Genomic DNA, 21,764 nt, shown 5'->3' on the forward strand with positions numbered 1-21,764 from the left:
CACTTGCCCATACTAGGGCCGGGGCCCCGTACCGCGCCCCGGTGGGAGGGAGTTCATTCATGGAACGACTCGCCAACACCGCACAGGCAGAGGCATGGAACGGCTACGAGGGCGAGCAATGGGCCCGCAGCCAGGAGCGCTGGGACGCCATCAACGACGGCTTCAACCAGCCTCTCCTGGAGGCTGCGGCCATCTCAGAAACCGATTGCGTGCTGGACATCGGCTGCGGGGCAGGCCGCACTACCCGGCTCGCCGCCCAGCGCGCCGGCCGCGGCCAGGCACTCGGACTGGATCTGTCAGGCCCGATGCTGGAGAAGGCCCGCGACAGCGCCCTGCGCGAAGACGTGCAGAACGTCTCCTTCATTCAGGGCGACGCCCAAGTCCACCCCTTCGACACCGAAGGGTTCGACGCGGTCATCAGCCGTTACGGCATGACCTTCTTCACCGACCCCGTCGCCGCGTTCACCAATTTCCACCGCGCGCTGCGCCCCGGCGGCCGGCTGGCCTTCATCTGCGCAGCCGAAGCCGAAGCCAACGAGTGGCTGCAGGCCATGACCTCACTCAAGGACATCCTGCCGCTCGGCAGCTTCGGAAAGCCGGGCGCACCCGGCATGTTCTCGCTCACCGACCCCGACCACACCCGAATGCTGCTCACCGCGGGCGGTTTCGCCGAAGTCGATGTGCAGCGTGTCGAGGCGCCGGGGAAGTGGGGTGTCAACGCGGCAGATGTCACGGCGTTCCTGCTCGACTCCGGCCCTGGACGCCACCTCCTCGACCAGGTCGGGCCGCAGGAGCAGACCCGGGCACGCCAGGCACTGACGGTCACCCTGCGAGATCACGAGGCGGACGGAGCGGTGTGGCTTCGCAGCAGCTCCTGGCTGGTCACCGCCGTACGGGAGCCCCTACCCGGCTGATCCCATCAGGTGCGAACCATGCGGGCGATGGCTTGGGAGGCTTCTTGGACCTTGTCGCGGGCTCCATCGCCGCCTTCCGCGATGGCGTCGGCGACGCATGAATGGAGGTGGTCTTCCAGCATGGTCAGCCCGAAGGACTGCAGGGCCTTGGTGGTGGCGCTGACCTGGGTGAGGACGTCGATGCAGTAGGTGTCTTCGTCGACCAGGCGCTGCAGACCACGCACCTGGCCTTCGATGCGGCGCAGCCGTTTGAGGATGTCGTCCTTGTTGGCGGTGTAGCCGTGCACGAGGCGATCCCTTCCTTCCTATCGGCGCTTTACCCCCAGGGGGTATTGGTGTAACGATGGGTTGCAGCTATCTGTTCCACTGAACGTCGGGCGAATACATAGGTGCCCCGCCCGAGCGACGGGCGGGGCACCTTTTACAGGTGAGGGTCAGGCGACATCCACCGAGCCAAGAATCATGGCCGTCTACGGCCGCGTGCCGCTGGGGCTCACAAGGTACTGCGAGCCCTCCTCCAGGAGCCACCCCGCCACCCTAGTGGGAGTGCCCACCCGGCTCGGCCGTGGTGGCGTTCGCTGCCGGGGCGACGGATCCGCCTGCCTGGACTGTGAAGGCTGCCGTCCGAACCTTGCCCCCGTGCTGGAAGTCTAGGAAGAGCCGGTAGGTTCCTGCGCTCGGGGCCGTGGCAGTGAAGGAGACGTCCGGGCCGGGGCCGCCCTCGTTGGGGTGGACGTGCAGGTAGGCGAGGTCTCCGTCGCGAAGGGCGACGAGGTGGCCGTATGCCCCGAGGTAGGGCTCGAGGTTCGTGACCGGCTTGCCGTCCTTGCTGACCGAAAGCTTGAGTTCGCCGGCCTTACCGGGGTCGAGGGTCCCACCAAGGGTGACCTGATAGCCCTCCACCTCCGCGGCCGCCGCGGCCGGGGGCACGGGGTTCGGCGCGTACGCCCCAGGCACCGACAGGTCAGCGCCGAGGGTGACGCCCTTCGCGCCTTCCGCAGCGGGGGCGAAGTCGGCGAAGGCCTTATACGCCCCCGCCGCAGGAAGGTCGACCGGCGTCGACCACGTTCCGTCGTCCGCACGCACCGGGTGCAGATGGCGATAGACGGTGAGGTCGCGTGAGGCAACGATGAAGTGCAGCTCCTTGCCGTGCTCGGTCCTGTACGCGGTGACCTTGCGGCCTTCCGCATCCTTGATCGAAAACTTCAGCTCACCCTGACCCGCGGCGATCTGCGGGGTATCCAGGGCCAGCGTGTAGCCGCCCTCCGACACCTGCAGGCCCCCGGCCGCCGACCCTTGGGCGGCCTCCTCATGAGCTCCGTGCCCGGCGGCGCCCGCATCGGTCGACGCCGGTGCCGCGTGGCCCGCATGTTCGGTTTTCGCCGGTGTACCTACGGGCCCTACGCCCGCTCCGACCCCGTAGGCGGCCCCGAAAGTCGCTGCGAGTGCGGCGGCAAAGACGGCGGTCTTCACTCCGGTGTTCATGGCTGCTCTCCCGTACGACGTAGTGCCGCGTCCAGCGGTTCCATAAGGCCCAAGATACCCCTGGGGGGTACCAAGTCAAGCCGAGGGAACACTTGCGGAGAGATACCGCTGGGGGGTATATCTGAAGTCAGTCCGGATACCCCCTGTGGGTATCTGAATCGATCAAGGAGAAGCCCATGTCTTCCTGCTGTACCTCTGAGGGCACCTGCAGCACGAACGCCAGCGAATCGACGACCGCCACGGCCGTCGTCGACAGCACCGCCACCGTCTACCGCGTGTCGGGCATGACCTGCGGACACTGCAAGACCGCCATCACCAAGTCCGTCAGCGCGCTCGACGGGGTCCTCTCCGTCGACGTGGACGTGGCCGGCGGCCTCGTCACCGTCACCACGGCTGGCGACCCCGACGACGCCGCGATCACCGCGGCGGTGGACGACGCCGGCTACGAGCTGACCGGTCGGGTCTGACACCCAGCCCGACCCCGACCAACCTGGCCGCCGGGGCCCAGTCCGTCCATCGGGCCCCGGCCCCCACCCCGCGCTCGAACGAGGAGCAGCCCTCATGACCACCATCACTCCCGGCGTCGCCCAGGTCGAGCTCGCCATCGGCGGCATGACCTGCGCCTCTTGCGCGGCCCGCATCGAGAAGAAGCTCAACCGCATGGACGGCGTCGAGGCGACCGTCAACTACTCCACCGAGAAGGCCAAGGTCACCTTCGACGCCGACATCTCCGTCGCGGACCTGATCGCCACCGTCGAGGCCACCGGATACACGGCGCAGGAGCCTGCGCCGCCCCGTACGAACGGCTCGCCCGACAGCGTGGAGGACCCGGACGAGCACGACGAGCTGCGCCCTCTGCGCCACCGGCTCGTCACCGCCGTCTCGCTCGCCCTGCCGGTCATCGCCATGGCCATGATCCCGGCCTTGCAGATCGACTACTGGCAGTGGCTCTCGCTCACCCTGACCGCGCCCGTCGTCACGTACGCCGCCTGGCCCTTCCACCGCGCCGCCTGGACCAACGCCAAGCACGGCGCGGCCACCATGGACACACTGATCTCGGTGGGTACGACCGCCGCGTTCCTGTGGTCACTGTGGGCTCTGTTCTTCGGAACTGCCGGCACGCCCGGGATGACTCATGCCTTCGAGTTCACCATCGCCCGCACCGACGGCGCCGGAAACATCTACCTGGAGGCTGCAGCCGGGGTCACTGCCTTCATCCTCGCCGGCCGCTACTTCGAGGCCAGGTCCAAGCGCAAGGCCGGCGCCGCCCTCAAGGCGCTGCTGGAACTCGGCGCCAAGGAAGTGACGGTGCTGCGCAGCGGCCGCGAAGTCACCCTACCCACAGCCGACTTGCAAGTCGGCGACCGCTTCCTGGTACGCCCCGGAGAGAAGATCGCCACCGACGGCACCGTCGTCGAGGGCTCCTCCGCGGTGGATGCTTCCATGCTCACCGGCGAGTCCGTCCCCGTGGAGGTCTCGCTCGGGGACTCCGTCACCGGCGCCACCCTCAACGCCGGCGGGCGCCTCGTGGTCGAGGCCACCCGCATCGGCGCCGACACCCAGTTGGCTCGGATGGCCAAGCTGGTCGAGGACGCGCAGAACGGCAAGGCCGCAGCCCAGCGGCTCGCCGACAAGATCTCCGCCGTGTTCGTGCCGGTCGTCATCGGTCTGGCCCTGGCCACCCTCGGCTTCTGGCTCGGCACCGGCTCCGGCCTCGCGGCCGCCTTCACCGCCGCCGTCGCCGTACTGATCATCGCCTGCCCCTGCGCCCTGGGCCTCGCCACCCCCACCGCCCTCATGGTCGGCACGGGCCGCGGCGCCCAGCTCGGGATCCTGATCAAGGGACCCGAGGTACTGGAGACCACCCGCAAGGTCGACACCATCGTCCTGGACAAGACCGGTACGGTCACCACCGGCAAGATGGCGCTGCTCGCCGTGCACACCGCGGACGGCACCGACGAAAGCCAAGTGCTGCGCCTGGCAGGAGCGTTGGAGCATGCCTCCGAGCACCCCATCGCGCAGGCCGTCGCTGCCGGCGCCGCCGCCAAGGTCGGCGCGCTGCCCGTCCCGGAGGACTTCGCCAACATCCCCGGACTGGGCGTCCAGGGCGTCGTCGAAGGCCACGCGGTTCTCGTCGGCCGCGAGAAGCTGCTCACCGAATGGGCGATGGAGCTGCCCGTGGAACTGGAGCGCGCCAAGGCGGAGGCCGAAGCCGCCGGTCGCACCGCCATCGCGGTGGCCTGGGACGGAGAGGCACGCGCGGTCCTGGAGGTCGCCGACGCGGTCAAGGAGACCAGCGCGGAAGCCATCCGGCGCCTGCGCGCCCTGGGCCTCAAGCCGATCCTCCTCACCGGTGACAACAAGGCCGTCGCCGAGTCCGTCGCCGCCGAAGTCGGGATCGACGAGGTCATCGCGGAGGTCATGCCCCAGGACAAGGTCGATGTCGTCAAGAAGCTGCAGGCCGAGGGCCGCAGCGTCGCGATGGTCGGCGACGGCGTCAACGACGCGGCCGCTCTCGCCCAGGCCGACCTCGGCCTGGCCATGGGAACCGGCACGGACGCCGCCATCGAAGCGGGTGACCTGACGCTCGTACGAGGAGACCTGCGGGCTGCGGCGGATGCGATCCGCCTCGCTCGCAAGACGCTCGGCACCATCCGCTCGAACCTGTTCTGGGCCTTCGCCTACAACGTGGCCGCCCTGCCGCTCGCCGCGGCCGGCTTGCTCAACCCGATGATCGCCGGAGCGGCCATGGCCTTCTCCTCCGTCTTCGTCGTCGGCAACAGCCTGCGACTGCGTGGCTTCCAGGCCGCCGACAACTGAGGAGCCTCCCGTGGCCGGTTACGTACAGAGCAAGGAAGTCATCATCAGACGCCTGCGCCGAATCGAGGGACAGGTGCGCGGGGTCCAGCGGATGGTCGACGAGGACTCCTACTGCATCGACGTCCTCACGCAGGTTGCCGCGATCAACGCCGCATTGCAGTCGTGCGCGGTGGCCCTGCTGGACGAACACCTCAGCTGCTGCGTCACCGAGGCCATCACCGCGGGTGGGGACCAGGCCAAGGCGAAGGTGGGCGAGGCCTCGAAAGCCATCGCCCGGCTCATCCGAGCCTGATCTCATGGCCCGCACGGCTTCACCACGGACCGCGCCCGAGCGAGGAAGACCACGCTTCGGGGGCGGTCCGTGGTGTTGACGTCGAATTCACACCAGAATACCCACCGGGGGTATGTCGGTTTTGCGGTGGCGACCCGTACGATGAGCCGCTCGCGAGGGGCCGAGGGGCGAGGGGGATGCGCGTGCGCCGGCTGGGAGAGCTGGAAGCCGAGATAATGGACCGGGTATGGCTGTGGGAACGGCCCACTACGGTACGCGAGATCGTCGACGACATAAACCGGGGGCGCCAGGTCGCCTACACGACCGTCATGACGGTTGCCGACATCCTTCACCGCAAGGGATGGCTGCGCCGGGAGAAGGCCGGTCGCGCGTGGCTCTACGAGGCGGTCCGCAGTCGCGAGGAGTACACGGCAGGCCTCATGCAGGACGCGCTCGGCGACAGCCAGAACCGCGAGGCCGCCCTCTTGCATTTCGTGGAACGCATGTCCCACGAGGACGTGGAAACGCTGGACGCCGTACTGCGCGCCGCCCGGCGCGACCGACCGGCCAGCGGCCCCCGGAGCGGGCAATGAACCACCATGTTCTACCTCCCCTCGGACTCGCCCTCGCCACCGGCGCGTTGCTGCCTTGGACGTTGGCCCGCGCCCGCTGGGCCCAGCAGGTTCCGCGGCTGGCGCTCACCGTGTGGACGGCATGCGGACTGATCTTCGCGCTCGCGGTGGCCCTGATCCCGGCACAACTGCTACTCCCCGGCAGGATCAGCCACCGGCTCGTCGACATGCCCCTGACCCTGACCCTTCCCTCCGTTCACCAACTGAGGCACGCGACCGGTCTCGAATACGCCGCGGCGGCTACCGCTCTCGCCGTCCTGACGTTGCCCGTCACCGGCTTCCTGCGTGAGGTCCTGCGGGCGCGTCGGGCCCGGTCCCGACACGCAGGACTACTGCAATTGGTCGGTCGCTACGACGCGAGGCTGGGAGCGACCGTCTTGGACGACGCACGTCCTGCGGTCTACTGCCTTCCCGGGCGGTCGCGCCAGGTGGTGGTCTCGTCAGGGGCGGTCGCCGTTCTGACGGATCCTCAGTTGACCGCTGCCCTCCGGCACGAGCGGGCCCACATCGCGGGCCGTCATCATTTGCTTGTCGCGGCGGCCAGAGCATACGCAACCGTCTTCCCCGGGCTGCCGCTGGCCCGGCTCGGCGGCGAGGCCGTACCACTCCTGCTGGAGATGGCAGCGGACGATCAAGCGATGCGTGCCGGTTCGCGGGAGGCACTGGCCACGGCGCTCTACACGCTGGCAGTCGGACGGTCACCGCGCGAGGCATTCGCGGCGAGCGGCCCCTCGGCAGCTCTGCGCATGCGCCGCATCCTCACTCCGCACCGTTCGGGACACCCCGTCTTGCGTGGGCTGTTCGCGGTCACGGCAGTGGCGGCGGCCATCACCCCGCTGATCCTCGCCTGTTGTTCGGTGCCGGGGTAGCGGCCCCGGCCCCAACCACTCTAATTACTAAGCGAATTCGTAGATTTGACACTGGCTTCCCTCGCTCGAATTCCCCGCTATTGTGGGCGCGTGCGAGCGCGGAACCGGGAACGGCGAGAGGTATGGACATATGCTGCTGGCTCACGTCCGGACGGCAGCATCTAATGACGCCACATCGATTTCCCACCTTCTCGCCGAGGGGATTCGCGACAGCTACTGCCAAATCCTCGGCCGTACCGGCACCGAGCGGCTGGTTTCCGACCAGTGCGCCCTGCCCCGCCTAAGAGCTGAAATCGAAATGCCCGGCGGGGCACCGGGCTGGCTGGGCTGGCTAGTGGCCGCGGACGCGGACGGCATCATCCACGGTGTTGCGTCAGGTGGCGTCGCCGTTCCGACCCAGGGTGAGATATACGCCCTGTGCACGGCTCCCGGCCGGCGCCGCAAAGGCGTGGGTACGGCATTACTTGCGGCGGTCACCATACGGATGGTCGCGTATGGCGCCACCTCACAACGAATCGGCCTTCCCATCGAGCAGGACCCTGCGCTGCCGTTCTTCACGCACCACGGCTTCGCCCTCGTCACGCCGCTCCGGCTCGGCCGCACTCTCTGACATGCCGCGGGGCCAAAGCCGCTACCCCGCATCTCTCCAGACCGTGGCAGATCCACGCCATCGCGTGTTCACGCAGCCCTTTCCGCTGGTCCGTCGCCGCCCTACGGGACAGGATTTCCTCAACGGCGCGGCCCCGGCGGCACGGAACCTCGCCGGGACCGCTGGACCGGACGAGCCCCTGGAGGAGCGATGCACACACCGAGCGGCACTTCCCTGCCCGTCGTGCCTGCAGCGCTTGTGCCGGTCCTGCCGTCCGAATACACGGGACAGTGTGAGGCACTGGGCACCAGCATCCGCGCCACCGCGGAATACCTGCCCGGCCTCGAGTCGACCTCTCCCGTCGACAATGACTCGGTGTGGCTGCACGACGCACTGCTCGGCCCCCACAGCGCCGACATCGTCCGCTACTTGAGGCTGGCTCGGGCCACTGGCGGCCCGGTCCTCGACCTCGGCTCAGGGGCGGGTCGACTCGCCGTTCCCTTCGCCCGGCACGGCTTCCTCGTCGAGGCTGTCGACCGGGACGCTTCGAGCCTGGAACGGCTCCAGACGTGGGGCCGACGGATCGGGCCGCAGGTGTCGCGGCTGGTGATCCCCACTCGCGCCGACCTCGCGGAGTTGCACCTGCGGCGCACGTACCGTCTGGCGTTGCTCGCCGGGACGATGGTCTCTGCCGTATCGCCACGGGTGCGCCCCGAACTACTGCGCGAGATCGCATCACACCTGGACCCCGGCGGCGCGCTCGCCCTTGACTACACGGCGCACCAGCTGCGGGGGCTGTCCGAGGATCCCCACCGCACCTGGGCTTTCCAAGTTCCCCGCTTCGACGGGATCGAGGAGTGGGTGGTGGCTCGCCAGGTCTTCGACTTGGCGGACATGAGCGAGCGCATCACGTACTACGCGGTCCGGACGGGCAAGTCGAGTTCGGAGCGGGTGGTCCTGACCACCGACAAGTGGGTCATCGACCCGCAACGGCTCACGGACGAGCTGCACGCGGCCGGACTCCGCATCGAGGGCCGGCGACGCCGCCGTATCGACGAGCGGACCGAGAGCGTGTTCCTCGTTTGCCGGGCCCACGCCTGACGACCGCAGCGACCGACTCCGCCCACTTCCCTCCCAGTCGGGCAGGCAAGAGGTACGATGCCCTCAAACCTTTGGGTCGACCAGGTGATGGACACCTGCTGACAGGGGTGGCGGAGGAGTGGCTGGCGTGCAGGTGTCAACGGGCCGTGAGGCGGTGATCCAGCGCCTCCGTGACGTAGGACTGCGGGTCACAGGGCCCCGCCTGGAGGTGCTCCAGGTCATGGCAGCGGGTGGCCACATGGACGTCGAGACCATCACCGCGACCGCCCGTGAGCGGCTCGGCACCCTGACCAGCCAGGCCGTCTACGAGATGCTTCGCCACTTCCTCGATACGGGCTTGGCCACAAAGTTCGACCGCCCTGGACTGCCGGCCGTCTTCGAGATCTCAGGCACACCTCACCAGCATGCGCTCTGCGTGCGCTGCGGCCGGGTGGAGAACGTGGAATCCGAGGTGCCGAAAGCGATCGGCGAGGGTCTCCAGGAGTGGCAGATGGGCGAAGCGGATGTAGTGTTCAAGGGCTTGTGCCCCGACTGCCTCCGTGCAGCGGGGGATTGAGCCTGAGTCCGGAGGGGGTGCTGCACTCTGAGCAGGTACGGGATCGGTCCGCGAGTGGGCGACCAGACCCTCGCGCTTTACCTTGAGCTTCGTGAGCGCCCGGAGTCCGGAGTCGAGAAGATCGCAGCCTCCCTCGGATTCTCGACCGAAGAGCGCGAGCGCTGTCTGGCCGAGCTTTCCGGACTCGGTCTACTTGATCACCACGGGGCCAGAGACAGCCGCACTGCCGTCGAACCGGGCATCGCACTGCTCGGGCTCCTCCGTGCCGAACGGGAACGCCTGCAGAACCGGCTGATAGAGACCGGCCGCTTCCACGACACCCTGGACATTCTGGCCGGGCCCGTCTTGCGGGCCGGCGCCACACCCGAGCGTGAGATCGGGGTCGAGATCGTGACCGACCTCAGCCGCGTCCACCTGGAGCGAGCCGGAATCTCCGAGTCCGTGGCACACGACCGTCAGACCATGCATACAGGAGCGGTCGGCCGCGAGGAGAGCGAACAGACGCTCGAAGAAGATCGGCGACAGCTGGCGCGCGGTGTGAGGGTGCGAGCCATGTATGGGCGCCGCGCGGCCTCTGTACCGGACATGGCGCGGCACCTGCGAGATCGAGCCGAACTGGGGGTGGAAATAAGACTTTCCCCCGTGGTCCCGATGAACATGTTCCTCGCGGACGAGAATTTCGCCCTCCTACCCATCGACCTGCACGATCTCTCCGCGGGCGCCATCATCGCGCGGGGATCCGCACTGGTCGGCTCGTACCTGGCGCTGTACGAGTACTGCTGGCATTGCGCGACGCCCCACGGGGAGGACTCCCCTGCCGAGCGCGGCGGCGACGGGCTGTCTGAACAGCAGGTAGCCGCACTTCACATGCTCGCCTCAGGCGTAAAGGACGAGGAGGTAGCCCGCAACCTGGGGGTGTCCCTGCGCACCGCGAGTCGCCTCCTCTCGGAAATCATGCAGGAGTTGGGGGCCGCGAGCCGCTTCGAGGCGGGGGTCAAGGCGGCCCGTCTCGGTTGGCTGGACGCGAGGAGCAGCACGCCGGAGGGCCCTGCGTGACCTGCCCCACAAGCCACTTCGGGGCCGGAAGTTCTTGTCCCGGCGTGTGGCAAGGTGTGGCGGGCATTCTGATGATCAGGGGGGTCACTTCACAATGTCGACGGGTGACGACAGCAGCGGTATCCAGTCGGCCGAGAGGGTTCTCGCGCTTTACCAGGAACTCCGCCAGCGCGGGGTGTCCAATCTCGACGAGGTCTTCGATGAGCTGAAGTTACCGCCGGAAGAGTACGAACAGCGACGTGCGGAACTGATCGCCCTCGGCCTCATCGTGCCGACCAGCACCACCCACGCCACACGTGCCGATCTCCAGGCGGGTACCTGGGAGTCCGGACCGGATACGGTTGCCGTGGTCGACCCCGAGATCGCTCTTCTCCGCATGCTGCAGCAGGAGCGCGAGCGTCTCCGGGAGCATCTGGACGAGTCCGACCGTGCCTACAGCACTCTCGAAGCATTAGTGGGGAGATTTCTTCGGCCCGGCTCGCTGAACGGCTCCGAAGTCGAGGTAGAGCTTCTCAGTGATTACCGGAGGATCCAGCAGGCGCTGGAGGACATCACGGATGTCATCCAGCACAACCTCGCGTCCATGCACGTAACCGCCCTTGTGCGCGAGGTCGCGGACCGCGTACTCAGCCGGGATCTGAGGCAGATCGAGAACGGCGTGCGCATCCGCGCCATCTACCACCAACGCATCACCGCATCCCCGGAGGCAGCCGAGATGCTGCGCCGCCGGGTAGAAGTGGGCGTCGAGATCCGGCTGTCCCCCGCGGTCCCCATGAACATGATCATCGCGGATCAGCAGTTCGCCGTTCTCCCCGTCCACCGCGAGGACCGGGCCGCCGGCGCGATCCTGGCTCGCGGGCCGGCGCTCGTCCGCTCGTATCTGGCGCTGTACGAGCACTGTTGGCACACGGCGACTCCGTACGGCGACGACGTCACTGCCGAACGCGGCGGGGACGGCCTGTCCGAACAGCAGCGGGCCGCTCTCAAAATGCTGGCTTCGGGCATGAAGGACGAAAAGATCGCCCGAAGTCTGGGAGTCTCGTTGAGGACAGTGAGTCGCATGCTGTCCGAGGTGATGCAGGAGCTCGGTGCGTCGAGCCGCTTCGAGGCCGGCGTACGCGCCTATCGGCTCGGCTGGCTCGACTGACTCCTGCCCGATTCCGACCTGCACAGTGGCGAATACTGACGCGCCGCTTCGGACCGCAAGGCCGAAAAGCCCCGTGTTCGCCTGGAGCGGCGATCACGGGGCGCGCTTCGTCGGCGTCAATTGCCCGGAGCCACCGGGGCCGGCTTGGTGGAGTCCCAGCCGTTTCCGTTCGACGGAGTCGGAGACGGCACCGGGGTGTCGGCACCGTCCGCCGACGCCGGGGTCGGCTTGGCGAAGTCCCAGCCGTTGCCGTTCGACGGGCTCGGGGACGGAGCACCAGGGTCGGAACCCTCGGCCACCGAGCGCTGCGAAGCGGTCGCCGACGGGGATACCGCGACCGCCGCTCCGCCGGCGACCGCGGTACAGAGCAGGAGCGCGAGGGCGAACTGGCCGGCCGTCTTGCGAATTCCGGTGGTGTGCCCAGCAGACATGATTCCTCCAGGAATGTGGAATGCGATTTCCGCCTTCGTAGGCCCCGTGCCGCCGGGATCCCCTTGAAGACATCTCTATTCTTGTCGCACTCCCAAGGCTGAATCCAGTATTCCTCCATGCGTGGAAACGCCATGGCGTGGATGAGACAAGAGACGTCAACACGCCACGATCCCGCGAGAGTTCATACAGACGTTACAGTTCCAGTTCTTTGGTCAGACCAAAAGAGATGTTAGGCTGGTATTCCGGCCTTCTCCACCCTCCAGGAGGGAAGCGCCGGTGAGGCAGGAGCGTGCCGTCGCTCCTGCCTCATTTGCGTTCCGGCAGGCCGCTGCGCACACAGTGCGCGCCGATACACCTCCAGCGTCCGCGTGGCCGCGGCCTGCCAGCTCATCGCCTGCGCATGGCGCACCGCGGCCCCGCCCATGCTCACGACGACCTCGGGATGCTGCGCGAACCACCGCAGGCAGCGGGCGTAGTCCACCGGATCGTGGCCGGGCACCAGCACTCCGGTCACCCCGTCCCACACGGCCGTCGGCAGTCCACCGACGGCCGCCGCCAGTACAGGGGTTCCGCACGCCTGCGCCTCCAGCGCGACCAGCCCGAAGGACTCGCTGCGCGAGGGCACCACGAGAACGTCCGCCGCCCGGTACCAGTCCGCCAGCTCCGCCTGCACCACGGGCGGAAGGCACCGGAGTACGTCCGCCACCCCCAGCTCGCGCGCCAGGTCCCAGGGTCCGCCGACCGGTCCGGCGCCCGAGTGTCCGCCGACCACCGGGACAAGAAGACGGCTGCGCAGCGCAGAGTCGGTCCTCAGGAGCTCGGCGACCGCTCTCACGAGGACATCCGGCCCTTTGAGTGGCTGAATTCGTCCCGCGTACACGGGGATGAAGGCCCCGGTGGGCAACCCGAGTCGCGCCCGCGCCGCTGCCCGACCGTCACCGGGGTGGAAGGTGTCCAGATCCACGCCCGGTCGGACCACGTCGACACGAGGTGCCGACGCCCCGTAGAGGCCCCGCAACGCCCCAGCCTCGTCTGCCGTGTTGGCGATCAGCCTGTCCGCAGAGGCGGTGACTTGCTGCTCGCCCCGGATCCGCAGCTCGGGCTCGGGGGTGTCGCCGGCGGCGAGGGCGGCGTTCTTCACCAGGCCGAGGGTGTGTGCGGTGTGTACAAGCGGTATCCCCCAACCGGCGGCGGCGATGCGGCCGGCCTGGCCGGAGAGCCAGTAGTGGGAGTGGACCAGATCGTAGCGCCGCCTCTCCTTCATCAGCGCCAGCGAGAACGGCACCACCAGACCCGGCATGTCCTCCTTGGGGAGGGCGGCGCGGGGCCCCGCGTGCAGATGGCGGACTCGTACACCCGGGGCGAGGTCGACCTGGGACGGCCGGCCCTCACCGCGACAGCGGGTGAAGAGGTCTACTTCAATGCCTTGTTCGGCGAGAGCGCGGGAGAGCTGAACCATGTAGACGTTCATGCCGCCCGCGTCCCCGGTGCCGGGCTGGTGGAGCGGCGAGGTGTGGACACTGAGCATGGCGACGCGCAGGGACACGTGGAGCTCCTATGGGAACGGGCCACGTGCCCTGCGCCCGCCGCGTGGCCGGCCGGCGCACCACGCGGCGAAGGGGGGATCTTGCCGTTTTACTGTCTTGCGTCTGAGGGCCTGCCCGGGGCCGCCCGGTCAGAAGCCGAAAATCGGACCCGACGGTGGGGCCAGCCGACTGCCGGGCGGCAGCGGGGCGAGTGCCGCATCGGATACGGGGCGCCCGGGCGCCGCCTTGAGCGCCGCCGCCAGACGGTCCGCGCCCTCCGGCATCACCGGCCGGGCCCAGGCGCTTAGTGCAGAGGCCACCGCCAGCTGGGCGGACAGGGCCGGAAGGTGACGGCAGTCCGCCGTGGGGCGGCATGTCTCGTGGGCGTTGACGTGGCCGAAGTCGGACACCAAGCGGACGATTTCATCGAGCAGGGCGACCGCCCTGCGGGGATCGAAGGTGTCAGGACCGTACGCCTCGCGCAGATCCTCCACCGCCCTCAGCAGTCGCTGCGCCAAGACCTCCCAGCCTGTGCCACCGGGCAACGCCGCGGGAGCCAAGCCCGCACTCTCTGCCCTTACCGCCGCGAACAGCCGGGACAGCCAGCTGTTCCAGTTCTCGTCCAACTCCTTTCGGGCAGCATCGAGCCGGTCGGCATGGAACACCGTTCGCCGGCCCAGCGGGCGAGCCTGCAGGACGTGGCGGCGGAGCGTGTCGGACCCGTACTCGGTAAGGAGGTCCAGCGCCCACACCTTGTGATCGGAGCCGGAGACGATGACCTTGTCCTCGATGACGAACGACTCGTTCACACAGAATTCCTGTGGAAGCTTGATGCCCTGGGACAGGAGAATGACCGGCAGCAAGACGGCGTGGCAGAAGGCATGGCCGAACCCGCAGAAGTGGATGGTGCGTTCAGGCAGCGGCCGGTTGTCGCCGTAGCCGAAGAGATGCATCGCGGCTGCCTCGAAGCAGCCGTCGATCCGGTGCTCGGGGAAACCGTCCACCGGGACGCTCAGCCCCCACTCCGCCGGATGCGAAACCGCGATGTCCGGCAGACCGTCCTCGACCAGCGACTCGCACAGTGCGGCGAGACGGGGCGGCAGGCCGGTGGCGGCCCAGTAGTCGGCGAGCGTTTCACGGAAGGGTTCCAGCGGGATGTAGAGGCGGCGGCAGCGCCGGGGCACTGCCGGGGTGGCACACACGGCGCAGTGGGGCTCCACGAGGTCCCCACCGTCATTGGGGCGGGCGCACTCGTGGCACATCCCGCCGTCGCTGACGGCTGCGCAGTGCGGGCAGGCCCCCGTGACGTGCGCGCCGTACAGCCAACGGCCACACGGCTCGCAGTACGGCAGCATCCTCGTACGCGGGGCGATGACGCCTTCCGCGTGCAGCCGCCGGAAGAGGTCCGCCACCCAGCGGCCGTATCCCCGGTCCTGACGCGGGCGCACGACGTGATCGAACTCGATGCCCGAGCGCAGCCAGTCCGCGGTGATCGCGGCCCGATAGCCCTCGGAGACCTCCTCCGGCTTGCGACCCGCCCGCAGTGCGCGTACGTGTACGGAACTGGTGTGGTCAGCGGTGCCGGTGGTGAACAGGACCGGTTCGCCCTCGGTGCGCAGGTAGCGGGACAGAACATCGGCTGCGACGTACGGTCCCGCAAGGTGACCGATGTGGAGTTCACCGTGCGTGGCGGGCGGGGTCGCGGTGATCCAGAAAGGGGTGCTCATGGGACCTCCTTGACGCTGTGGTGCGAAGTGCTCAGCGAGGCTCGAAATGGAAGGAGCGGATGAAACAGTCACGCGGCTGCTCAACGGCGTAGACGATGCATTCGAAGAGGGCCTGGGTGGTGAGTTTCTCGTCGCGTATCGCGTCGTCCGCCTTGATTCCGTCCCACTCGGCGAATCGCGGGTCGGAAGTGGAGAAGTCGGGGGGATACAGGGAGAACACCCGGACACCGGAAGGCCTCAGTCGCTGTGAAAGAATTTCGGCGAACCCGGCCTGTGCGCTCTTGGCCGTCCAGAACGCCTCGTGCGCCGCCGCCACGGAGGATCCGCCGGCGTCCCGTACGGCGACCATGTTGACGATGTCGGGGCGCTGGGACGACCTCAGAAGCGGCAGGAAGTGTTTGACCATCAGGACCGTGCCGCCGGCCGTGGACTCGATGGTCTCCACGATCGCGTCGTCCGACGCGTCCTCCAGATCGACGGCGTCCAGCCATCGGGCACCGTTGTTGACCAGCAGGTCCACCCGGTCGGTGTGTTCGCCGACCTGGCGGGCGAACTCCCTGATCTCCGCCGGTCGGCTGAGGTCGCAGCCGAAGGCATGGATACGGTCGCGTGCGGACCCCATGACCTCGGCACGGGTTCGCTCGGCCAACTCCACGGTCCGAGCCGAGACGTAGACCTCGGCTCCCAAGTGGGCGAATCCAATGGCGAGCGCTCGGCCGAAATGGCGCGAGGCACCCGTGACTACAACACGCAGATTTTCGAATTTCATTCTTCGCTCAGTCTCCCCGCTGGGATGCGAATGCGGTCGAATTCACGACGCCCGTCCGGTAATCCGGACGGGGGCTCCACATCAGCGTGCCAGAGACGGGAAGCGGGGAGTCCCCCACCAGGGTTGCGCATTCACGCCGTTGCGTGGATACGCCACGGCAGCTCCATCCGTCGGAGAACGGTCGCGCGCTTGTGGTGCACGCTGACCCGGTTGGCCGTGGAGGAGACCGTGACCGGGCCGCCGGGAGTGTCGACGACTCCATCGAGCGGGCCCACGACCGTACCGCACAGCGCGGCCGCCGCGGCGAGGGCAGTGGCACCGGTGAGTGCGAGCGAGGGATGCCAGCCCCCGACGGTGACGGCGCGCACAGCGGGGGTGGCCGCGGAGTAGTCGACAGCAGCGATCTTGGGCAGGGCGGAGTGGGGCGGGTGTCCCAGCACCTCAGCGGCGAGGGCTCGCAGGGCCAGGAGCCGGCGCAGTACCGTCTCCCCGGCGGCGAAGAGCTGGTCGCGGCTACGGATCCCCAGGTCGCGGGCGTCCACGAAGACGTAAGGGTTTCCGTACCTCACCAGGGAAACGGGAACGCCGTCGAGCCGGTCGAGAGGCCGGCCCGTGGGCAGCACGCCTGGTGCATCCGGCGCCCGCAAGAAGTGCAGCGTGTAAGTGTCCGGAACCCCTCCGTGAGGCTGTTCCGACACGCACACGACCTCGTCCCCGGTGGTTACGGCCCGCACGGTGACGGGACCGGGCGACCCGGCGGCGGCTACACAGGCGAGCAGGGAGTGACCGCATCCGGTACGGAAGTCGAAACTGCCGTCCGGCATGGCCTGGACGAAGCGATAGTCCAGGTCCGTGCCGGGCGCGCCCGAGGGCCCGTAGAGGGCGATCTTGGCGAGGCGGTCGTAGCTAGACCCCTCCAAGCTCTCCCGAAGGCCGCGGAGTTCCGCGTGCAACGCCAGTGCGCCTAGGGGCAGTTCGGACAGCTCCACGACCAGGGTGGGGCCGGGAGCCCCCGCGGCCCTCACCACTGTGGCGATCACGGGACGACCGCTCCGTTCACGCGGCGCATCCGACCGGGATACCCATCCCCCGTACGACTTCGGTCCACAGTTCGTGGGTGGCCAGCGCCCACAGGGTGAGCGCGTCCTGGTCCGAAGGCCGTTCCAGTTGCCGGGCGAGCAAGCGCTGCACCCGGTCGGGCCGGACCTGGCCGCCCCGCAAGAGCCGGTCCGGAGACAAGAGCTCCCGCACGGGCTCGAGGAGGGGACTACCAGGGCTAAGCATCGCGGTCACGGGCAGGGTGAAGGGCTGCTTGGGCCGGTTCAGCACGGTGGCGGGCAGCAGGTCGCGCCCGGCCTCGTACAGCGCCAACTTCCCGCGTCGAGCGGCCGAAGGGAGTTCCCGGGCGTGCGCGGCGACAGCGGGCTGACAGAACGGCATCCGGGCCTCGACCGCCCACGCCATGCTCAGGTGGTCGACTCGGCGAAGGTGGTAGGCGGGCAGCCGCCAGCGGGTCTCGAACGAAGTGATCGCGGTGAGCCGATCCGTGCGCGCGGAGCGAAGCTCCCGCACTATGCGGTCGGCAGCCGAACCTTCCTCGGCGATGTAGGCCCGGTACGCGGGGGTGTAGAGGTATTCGCGGAGCATCCTGGGTGCCGCGGACAGCGCGTCGGCGTACGAGGCGGCCCAGTCGCCACCCGCAGGGGCCTCCAGGGCCTCCCGCATCCGGGCATATCCACCGAACAGCTCGTCGGCGCCGTCTCCGGTGAGAGCGACGGTGAAGCCGGCCTCTCGTACGGCCCGGAAGAGGGCGTACGTACTCAGGGCGATGGGGTCGGCGTTCGGCTGCCCCAGATGCCGGGTGGCGCGGGTGAGCAGCGATCCCAGCTCCCCGGGATCCAGCGCCACTTCGTGGTGGACGGTCCGGGCCTGCCGGGCGACGGCGCGGGCGTGGATGTGCTCCGAGCCCGGCCATCGGCCCTGGTAGGTGAGATGGAAGGTGTGCAGGGACGGCGCGCCGGTTTCACGCGCGTACTCTGCTGCCAGCGCGGTCACCAGGCCGGAGTCGAGACCACCGCTCGTGAGGGCACAGACCGGCACATCGGCTCGGGCGAGGCGTCGCACTTCGCGGCGCAACACGTCCTCGGTGCCGAAGCCGGCCTCTGAGGGCGCCGCCGGCTGCACGGGCCGCCGCCGTACGGCCGGTTCCCGCCCAGGGCTGACGACAGCGGTCGCGCCCGGGGGCATGACACTGATGCCTTCCAGGGCAGTCTGCGTGGAGAAGGGTGTCCGTGTGGCTAGGACCGTGTCGAGGGTGTCAGCGCGAGGAGTGATCCGCACCCCTTCGAAGGCCAGGAGTGCCGGGATCTCGGAGGCGAAGCGGAAGGAGCCGTCCTCGCCCCGGTGGTAGTGAATGGGTTTCATCCCCATGGGGTCGACGGCCAAGACGAGTAGGGGGCTCGCCCGCAGGTCGAGGACGGCCACGGCGAACATCCCATCGAGCCGCTCGGCAAAGGCCGGCCCGTACTCGGCGTAGAGCGCGGGCAGCAGGGTGCCGTCGCACGTGTCGGGGAAGCGGTGGCCGCGGGCCGCGAGCTCGCGACGGAGGATGCGGTGGTTGTAGATCTCGCCGTTGAGTACGGCGATGATCCCAGGCAAGTGGGGCAGCCGGTAGGGCTGTCGACCGCCACGGAGGTCGGTCACGGCGAGCCGGTCGCACCCGAGCGACCAGCCGGCCCCGCTGAGCACGTCATGTTCGTCGGGACCACCGTGCCGCTGACGGGCGGAGACCGCGGCGAGCTCGCCCGGGTCGGGGCGCGCCGCGCCGGCCGAGAAGGAGCCGAAAATCCTGCACATGCCGGTGCCTCCGGATTCCACGTACATGCGATTAGACCATTTATTTGAAGCTACCAAATTTTTGACTGGCGTAGAAGTGCCATGTCGCAAGTACGCCAGATGAGTTGCCTTGCAAGCCGCCACCAGGCACAACAGGCTGAGTCCATGGAGCACTTCGCGACCGATCTAACAGACCGCAGCGCCCCGGAATCCCTGCTGGTGGTGGCCGCCCACCCGGACGACATCGAGTTCTGTGTCAGCGGCACGGTCATGCGGTGGATCGCCCAGGGCACGACGCGGGTCACGTACTGCATCGTCACCGACGGCGGGGCCGGCGGATACGACGAGCAGCTCCCCCGCCAAGCGATGGGGGACCTCCGGCGAGCCGAACAGGTGCACTCGGCCAAGCGGAGCGGCGTCGAGGATGTCCGATTCCTCGGCTACCCCGACAGCTTCGTCGAACCGAGCGTCGAGCTGCGCCGCGACCTGTGCCGGGTGATCCGACAGGTTCGCCCGCAGCGCGCCGTCATCCCCAGCCCGGAGATCAACTGGGCCCGAGTGGCCGACCTTCACCCGGACCATCGCGCGGTCGGCGATGCCGCCTTGCGTGCGATCTACCCCGAGGCCCGCAACCCCTTCGCGCATCCCTCCCTCCTCAAGGAGGAAGGACTGGAGCCCTGGATCGTGCCAGAACTGTGGCTGATGACCGGCCCCACGCCGAACCAGTACATCGACGTGACCCCTGTCTTCGAACGCAAGGTCGAGGCTCTGCGGATCCACACCTCACAGACGGCCCATTTCGACGACCTGGCGGGGCTACTACGGGACTGGTTGGGGGAACACGCAAGAGCAGCGGGACTGCCGGCGGGGCGGATGGCAGAAGCCTTCCAGGTCGTGAAGATCGAATGAGGCCCCGGTCCGTCCGCCTGCCATGACGGACGGACCGGCTCGGGCTCGTCAGCGGTAGATGAGCAGTTCTTGTTCTGTCGCATCCGTGAGCTCGTAGCGGGTCGCGACCAGCGGACGGCCCGAGTAGAGGCGAATCAGCGTTGCCGCGTCGCCTTGGAAGCGGGCCGCGGGCCGTCCCTCGATCTCATTGCCCAAAACCAAGAGACCGTCCAGACCATTGAGTTGTGCGACCAGCCGAGGTGTCCCCCGCTTGCGGCTCGTAATGCGGAGAAGGGGCAGGGCAAGTGTCAGGCTGTCCCCGCTGTAAGCCCCCGACTCCCCGAACGCGTCACGGACATCGCCGGCGTGGACCCACTCCCCCAGCGCAACCGCGTCCAGCGTGCCGTCGCCCGCCGCGATCTCCGGGCCTGCCTCGGTGAAGCCCCGCTCCAACTCGTCAAGGAGTTGGGCCAACGGCCAGTCTTCGCGTTCGGCGACGTCCGTCGCGTTGGCCTCGGGGAGGAACACTCCCTCTTCCAACCGTCCTTCGACAATCCGCACCAGGGCCGCCGCGCAGTGGGCGAGCACCTGCCGGGCCGTCCAGCCAGGACAGGCCGTGCGTAGCGCGTATGCCTCCGGAGGGGTTCGACGCAACAGCGGCATCAACGCGTCGCGTTCGGTTCGCAACAACCGGTCCGGAAGCCAAGGGTCACGTATCTCGTCGAGAACTGTCATGGGGCTCAGTAGCGGTAGTGGTCGGGCTTGTAGGGGCCGTTGACGTCCACGCCGATGTACGCGGCCTGCTCGGGGCGCAGGGTCGTCAACTTCACCCCGAGCGCGTCGAGGTGGAGGCGAGCCACCTTCTCGTCGAGGTGCTTGGGGAGCACGTAGACGTCGGTGGGGTACTCGGCCGGCTTGGTGTAGAGCTCGATCTGGGCCAGGGTCTGGTCCGCGAAGGAGTTCGACATCACGAAGGACGGGTGACCGGTGGCGTTGCCCAGGTTCAGGAGGCGGCCTTCGGACAGGACGATGAGGACCTTGCCGTCGGGGAACTTCCAGGTGTGGACCTGGGGCTTGACCTCGTCCTTGACGATGCCCTCGATCTTCGCGAGACCGGCCATGTCGATCTCGTTGTCGAAGTGGCCGATGTTGCCCACGATGGCCTGGTGCTTCATCTTGGCCATGTCGGCGGCCATGATGATGTCCTTGTTGCCGGTCGTCGTGATGAAGATGTCGGCGATCTCAACCACGTCGTCGAGCGTGGCGACCTGGTAGCCGTCCATCGCGGCCTGCAGGGCGCAGATCGGGTCGATCTCGGTGACGATCACGCGGGCACCCTGGCCACGCAGGGACTCCGCGGAGCCCTTGCCGACGTCACCGTAGCCGCAGACGACCGCGACCTTGCCGCCTATCAGGACGTCCGTGGCGCGGTTGATGCCGTCGATCAGCGAGTGGCGGCAGCCGTACTTGTTGTCGAACTTCGACTTCGTCACGGCGTCGTTCACGTTGATCGCCGGGAACAACAGCGCGCCAGCCTGCTGCATCTCGTAGAGGCGGTGGACGCCCGTCGTGGTCTCCTCGGTGACGCCACGGATCTCCGAGGCCAGCTCGGTCCACTTCAGGGACGTGCGGTGCAGCAGCTCCAGGACGACGCGCAGCTCGTCGTTCTCGGCGGTCGAAGGGTCGGGGATGCTTCCGGCCTTCTCAAACTCGACACCCTTGTGGACCAACAGGGTGGCGTCACCGCCGTCGTCCAGGATCATGTTGGGACCGGCGGCGTCGGGCCAGGTCAGCGCCTGCTCGGTGCACCACCAGTACTCCTCCAGCGTCTCGCCCTTCCAGGCGAAGACCGGGATGCCGGCGGCGGCTACGGCGGCCGCCGCGTGGTCCTGGGTGGAGAAGATGTTGCACGAGACCCAGCGGACGTCCGCGCCCAGGGCGACGAGCGTCTCGATGAGCACGGCCGTCTGCACTGTCATGTGCAGGGAGCCGGTGATCCGGGCCCCGGCCAGCGGCTGGGTGGCCGCGTACTCCCGGCGGATCGACATCAGACCCGGCATCTCGTGCTCGGCGAGGGTGATCTCCTTGCGCCCGAAGGCGGCGAGGGAAAGGTCTGCGACCTTGAAATCGGTGAATTCAGCAGGCAT

General features: G+C 68.4%; 22 protein-coding genes. 12 read left to right on the forward strand and 10 right to left on the reverse strand.

Annotated elements, in window-relative coordinates; all coding sequences use genetic code 11:
* The first annotated feature begins 59 nt into the window (after nucleotides 1–59).
* Nucleotides 60–914: a class I SAM-dependent methyltransferase gene (locus OHA37_RS08900; protein WP_266903794.1), complete on the forward strand. Its 855-nt coding sequence runs from the start codon at nucleotides 60–62 to the stop codon at nucleotides 912–914.
* 5 nt (nucleotides 915–919) lie between these two features.
* On the opposite strand, the gene OHA37_RS08905 is transcribed toward OHA37_RS08900, so the two are convergent.
* Both OHA37_RS08905 and OHA37_RS08910 read right to left on the reverse strand, forming a co-directional pair.
* A complete protein-coding gene (locus tag OHA37_RS08905) occupies nucleotides 920–1,201 on the reverse strand; it encodes a metal-sensitive transcriptional regulator (protein ID WP_266903795.1) in 282 nt (93 codons plus the stop codon).
* Between the two features lie 250 nt (nucleotides 1,202–1,451).
* Nucleotides 1,452–2,399 carry a hypothetical protein gene (locus OHA37_RS08910; protein WP_266903796.1) on the reverse strand — a complete coding sequence of 316 codons (948 nt, stop codon included), beginning with the start codon at nucleotides 2,397–2,399 and terminating at the stop codon, nucleotides 1,452–1,454.
* A gap of 176 nt (nucleotides 2,400–2,575) precedes the next feature.
* Between OHA37_RS08910 and OHA37_RS08915 the strand changes: the two genes are divergently transcribed.
* The 10 genes from OHA37_RS08915 (at nucleotide 2,576) to OHA37_RS08960 (ending at nucleotide 11,440) form a co-directional block, all read left to right on the forward strand.
* Complete coding sequence (locus tag OHA37_RS08915) at nucleotides 2,576–2,866, forward strand: heavy-metal-associated domain-containing protein (RefSeq protein ID WP_266903797.1); 291 nt, start codon at nucleotides 2,576–2,578, stop codon at nucleotides 2,864–2,866.
* A gap of 94 nt (nucleotides 2,867–2,960) precedes the next feature.
* On the forward strand, nucleotides 2,961–5,219 hold the full coding sequence (locus OHA37_RS08920) for a heavy metal translocating P-type ATPase (protein ID WP_266903798.1): 2,259 nt from the start codon (nucleotides 2,961–2,963) through the stop codon (nucleotides 5,217–5,219).
* Nucleotides 5,220–5,229: 10 nt separating this feature from the next.
* Complete coding sequence (locus OHA37_RS08925) at nucleotides 5,230–5,511, forward strand: metal-sensitive transcriptional regulator (protein ID WP_266903799.1); 282 nt, start codon at nucleotides 5,230–5,232, stop codon at nucleotides 5,509–5,511.
* Nucleotides 5,512–5,693: 182 nt separating this feature from the next.
* Nucleotides 5,694–6,083, forward strand: a complete 390-nt coding sequence (locus tag OHA37_RS08930; protein ID WP_266903800.1) for a BlaI/MecI/CopY family transcriptional regulator — start codon at nucleotides 5,694–5,696, stop codon at nucleotides 6,081–6,083.
* On the forward strand, nucleotides 6,080–6,991 hold the full coding sequence (locus OHA37_RS08935) for a M56 family metallopeptidase (protein WP_266903801.1): 912 nt from the start codon (nucleotides 6,080–6,082) through the stop codon (nucleotides 6,989–6,991). Before OHA37_RS08930 ends, OHA37_RS08935 begins: the two co-directional genes overlap by 4 nt.
* A gap of 130 nt (nucleotides 6,992–7,121) precedes the next feature.
* Nucleotides 7,122–7,601: a GNAT family N-acetyltransferase gene (locus OHA37_RS08940; protein ID WP_266903802.1), complete on the forward strand. Its 480-nt coding sequence runs from the start codon at nucleotides 7,122–7,124 to the stop codon at nucleotides 7,599–7,601.
* 222 nt (nucleotides 7,602–7,823) lie between these two features.
* Nucleotides 7,824–8,681: a class I SAM-dependent methyltransferase gene (locus OHA37_RS08945; protein WP_266903803.1), complete on the forward strand. Its 858-nt coding sequence runs from the start codon at nucleotides 7,824–7,826 to the stop codon at nucleotides 8,679–8,681.
* A 154-nt stretch (nucleotides 8,682–8,835) separates the two neighbouring features.
* Entirely contained in the window at nucleotides 8,836–9,237 is a 402-nt protein-coding gene (locus OHA37_RS08950; RefSeq protein WP_266912615.1) for a Fur family transcriptional regulator, read from the forward strand.
* 54 nt (nucleotides 9,238–9,291) lie between these two features.
* Nucleotides 9,292–10,293, forward strand: a complete 1,002-nt coding sequence (locus OHA37_RS08955) for a helix-turn-helix transcriptional regulator (protein WP_266903804.1) — start codon at nucleotides 9,292–9,294, stop codon at nucleotides 10,291–10,293.
* Between the two features lie 94 nt (nucleotides 10,294–10,387).
* Nucleotides 10,388–11,440 carry a helix-turn-helix transcriptional regulator gene (locus OHA37_RS08960; RefSeq protein WP_266903805.1) on the forward strand — a complete coding sequence of 351 codons (1,053 nt, stop codon included), beginning with the start codon at nucleotides 10,388–10,390 and terminating at the stop codon, nucleotides 11,438–11,440.
* Between the two features lie 116 nt (nucleotides 11,441–11,556).
* Here the strand turns inward: OHA37_RS08960 and OHA37_RS08965 are convergent, their stop codons facing one another.
* The 6 genes from OHA37_RS08965 to asnB all read right to left on the reverse strand — a co-directional run bounded on the left by OHA37_RS08965 (nucleotide 11,557) and on the right by asnB (nucleotide 18,750).
* Nucleotides 11,557–11,871, reverse strand: coding sequence for a hypothetical protein (locus tag OHA37_RS08965; RefSeq protein WP_266903806.1), 315 nt, complete (start codon nucleotides 11,869–11,871; stop codon nucleotides 11,557–11,559).
* A 230-nt stretch (nucleotides 11,872–12,101) separates the two neighbouring features.
* The gene (mshA, locus tag OHA37_RS08970; RefSeq protein ID WP_266912617.1) at nucleotides 12,102–13,400 is read right to left on the reverse strand and encodes a D-inositol-3-phosphate glycosyltransferase; all 1,299 of its coding nucleotides are present in this window, start codon (nucleotides 13,398–13,400) and stop codon (nucleotides 12,102–12,104) included.
* Between the two features lie 147 nt (nucleotides 13,401–13,547).
* Nucleotides 13,548–15,197: a class I tRNA ligase family protein gene (locus OHA37_RS08975; RefSeq protein WP_266903807.1), complete on the reverse strand. Its 1,650-nt coding sequence runs from the start codon at nucleotides 15,195–15,197 to the stop codon at nucleotides 13,548–13,550.
* Complete coding sequence (locus OHA37_RS08980; RefSeq protein ID WP_266903808.1) at nucleotides 15,157–15,894, reverse strand: SDR family oxidoreductase; 738 nt, start codon at nucleotides 15,892–15,894, stop codon at nucleotides 15,157–15,159. Before OHA37_RS08980 ends, OHA37_RS08975 begins: the two co-directional genes overlap by 41 nt.
* A gap of 131 nt (nucleotides 15,895–16,025) precedes the next feature.
* Nucleotides 16,026–16,934 (reverse strand): PrpF domain-containing protein, encoded by a 909-nt coding sequence (locus OHA37_RS08985; RefSeq protein WP_266903809.1) that lies wholly within the window; start codon nucleotides 16,932–16,934, stop codon nucleotides 16,026–16,028.
* A 16-nt stretch (nucleotides 16,935–16,950) separates the two neighbouring features.
* Complete coding sequence (asnB, locus tag OHA37_RS08990) at nucleotides 16,951–18,750, reverse strand: asparagine synthase (glutamine-hydrolyzing) (protein WP_266903810.1); 1,800 nt, start codon at nucleotides 18,748–18,750, stop codon at nucleotides 16,951–16,953.
* A 144-nt stretch (nucleotides 18,751–18,894) separates the two neighbouring features.
* On the opposite strand from asnB, the gene OHA37_RS08995 reads away from it, so the two are divergent.
* Nucleotides 18,895–19,638 carry a PIG-L deacetylase family protein gene (locus OHA37_RS08995; RefSeq protein ID WP_266903811.1) on the forward strand — a complete coding sequence of 248 codons (744 nt, stop codon included), beginning with the start codon at nucleotides 18,895–18,897 and terminating at the stop codon, nucleotides 19,636–19,638.
* Between the two features lie 48 nt (nucleotides 19,639–19,686).
* On the opposite strand, the gene OHA37_RS09000 is transcribed toward OHA37_RS08995, so the two are convergent.
* Nucleotides 19,687–20,352 carry a maleylpyruvate isomerase family mycothiol-dependent enzyme gene (locus OHA37_RS09000; protein WP_266903812.1) on the reverse strand — a complete coding sequence of 222 codons (666 nt, stop codon included), beginning with the start codon at nucleotides 20,350–20,352 and terminating at the stop codon, nucleotides 19,687–19,689.
* Between the two features lie 5 nt (nucleotides 20,353–20,357).
* Nucleotides 20,358–21,764: an adenosylhomocysteinase gene (gene ahcY, locus OHA37_RS09005; RefSeq protein WP_266903813.1), complete on the reverse strand. Its 1,407-nt coding sequence runs from the start codon at nucleotides 21,762–21,764 to the stop codon at nucleotides 20,358–20,360.

Source organism: Streptomyces sp. NBC_00335, assembly GCF_036127095.1.
Taxonomy (GTDB): domain Bacteria; phylum Actinomycetota; class Actinomycetes; order Streptomycetales; family Streptomycetaceae; genus Streptomyces.

Excerpts from the sequence above, each read along its gene's own strand:
- OHA37_RS08900 (WP_266903794.1), top strand. The coding sequence starts at position 60 with ATGGAACGACTCGCCAACACCGCACAGGCAGAGGCATGGAACGGCTAC.
- OHA37_RS08910 (WP_266903796.1), bottom strand. The coding sequence starts at position 2,399 with ATGAACACCGGAGTGAAGACCGCCGTCTTTGCCGCCGCACTCGCAGCG.
- OHA37_RS08915 (WP_266903797.1), top strand. The coding sequence starts at position 2,576 with ATGTCTTCCTGCTGTACCTCTGAGGGCACCTGCAGCACGAACGCCAGC.
- OHA37_RS08920 (WP_266903798.1), top strand. The coding sequence starts at position 2,961 with ATGACCACCATCACTCCCGGCGTCGCCCAGGTCGAGCTCGCCATCGGC.
- OHA37_RS08935 (WP_266903801.1), top strand. The coding sequence starts at position 6,080 with ATGAACCACCATGTTCTACCTCCCCTCGGACTCGCCCTCGCCACCGGC.
- OHA37_RS08940 (WP_266903802.1), top strand. The coding sequence starts at position 7,122 with ATGCTGCTGGCTCACGTCCGGACGGCAGCATCTAATGACGCCACATCG.
- OHA37_RS08960 (WP_266903805.1), top strand. The coding sequence starts at position 10,388 with ATGTCGACGGGTGACGACAGCAGCGGTATCCAGTCGGCCGAGAGGGTT.
- OHA37_RS08965 (WP_266903806.1), bottom strand. The coding sequence starts at position 11,871 with ATGTCTGCTGGGCACACCACCGGAATTCGCAAGACGGCCGGCCAGTTC.
- mshA (WP_266912617.1), bottom strand. The coding sequence starts at position 13,400 with ATGCTCAGTGTCCACACCTCGCCGCTCCACCAGCCCGGCACCGGGGAC.
- OHA37_RS08980 (WP_266903808.1), bottom strand. The coding sequence starts at position 15,894 with ATGAAATTCGAAAATCTGCGTGTTGTAGTCACGGGTGCCTCGCGCCAT.
- asnB (WP_266903810.1), bottom strand. The coding sequence starts at position 18,750 with ATGTGCAGGATTTTCGGCTCCTTCTCGGCCGGCGCGGCGCGCCCCGAC.
- OHA37_RS08995 (WP_266903811.1), top strand. The coding sequence starts at position 18,895 with ATGGAGCACTTCGCGACCGATCTAACAGACCGCAGCGCCCCGGAATCC.
- OHA37_RS09000 (WP_266903812.1), bottom strand. The coding sequence starts at position 20,352 with ATGACAGTTCTCGACGAGATACGTGACCCTTGGCTTCCGGACCGGTTG.
- ahcY (WP_266903813.1), bottom strand. The coding sequence starts at position 21,764 with ATGCCTGCTGAATTCACCGATTTCAAGGTCGCAGACCTTTCCCTCGCC.